Source organism: Okeania sp. SIO2C9, assembly GCF_010672455.1.
In the GTDB taxonomy this organism is placed as follows: Bacteria; Cyanobacteriota; Cyanobacteriia; order Cyanobacteriales; family Microcoleaceae; genus Okeania.
Map to the genome: position 1 here is coordinate 1 of NZ_JAAHGO010000285.1, position 1110 is coordinate 1110.

The following is a 1110-nucleotide window of genomic DNA, read 5'->3' on the forward strand; positions in this document are numbered from 1 at the left end:
TGCCTCAAGTTACTAGGGCGATTTTTGTCTTTGGCAATTGTCGCCCTAGGTATTGACTTAATTTGGGGCTATACGGGGCTATTAAGTTTAGGACATGGCATATTTTTTGCCCTCGGTGGCTATGCCTTAGCAATGCACTTGAAATTACAACTTCCTCAAGGACAGTTACCGGAATTCTTCACTCTCTATGGAGTCGAGCAACTACCTTGGTTCTGGAAGCCTTTCTATTCTTTTCCTTTTACCCTCGCCGCCATTATCTTAATACCCAGTATGGTTGCAGGATTGTTGGGTTATCTGGTGTTACGCAATCGGATTAAAGGAGTTTACTTCTCAATTTTAACCCAAGCAGCATTATTAGTTTTCTTCAATTTCTTCAACGGTCAGCAAGAGCTAATTAATGGTACTAATGGTCTCAAAACAAACACAGATAAAATTTTCGGCTTGTTGGCTGGTTCCTCAACAGCCCAGTTAGCTTTATATGAATTTACTATAGTATTTTTGATAGCTGCTTATGCCCTATGCCGATGGCTTACTAGTGGTCGTTTTGGTCGTTTGTTAATGGCGATTCGGGATGATGAGAGCAGAGTACGTTTTTCTGGTTATAATCCCACTACCTTTAAAGTACTTGTCTTTGCCATTTCTGGAGGTATAGCTGGGATTGCTGGAGCACTTTATAGTGTCCAAACAGGAATTATTACTCCTAAGGCAATGGATGTGGCATTCTCGATTGAGATGGTAATTTGGGTTGCAGTGGGAGGTAGAGCCAGTTTAATAGGAGCGATTTTAGGAACTTTGATAGTAAGATATGGTAGAACTATTTTAAGTGAACAGTTTCCAGAAGTTTGGTTATTTTTTCAAGGAGCACTACTGCTGTTAGTTGTAACTGTACTTCCTGATGGTATTGTGGGATGGTTACGTTTTCAAGCACTGCAGCAAGTGCGATCGCTTTTAGGACTTCGACGGCAGGTTATTACCTATCCTAGTTTAGAGGAAGATCCAGAAATACAGCGAGAAAGGGAAGAAATTGGTTCTTAACCTGTTATCCATTAAAAGTTCACAACAACAAGGCAGAAGCCAGAACGCAGAAGGCATAAGGGACAACAGTTTGGG

The 1110-nt window shown here is 41.1% G+C and carries 1 protein-coding gene; it reads left to right on the forward strand.

Features of this window, described 5'->3' with window-relative positions; genetic code table 11:
* A partial coding sequence (gene urtC / locus F6K23_RS41060) for an urea ABC transporter permease subunit UrtC (protein WP_293167032.1) occupies window positions 1-1035 on the forward strand: 1035 nt, incomplete at its 5' end.
* Window positions 1036-1110 lie beyond the last annotated feature (75 nt).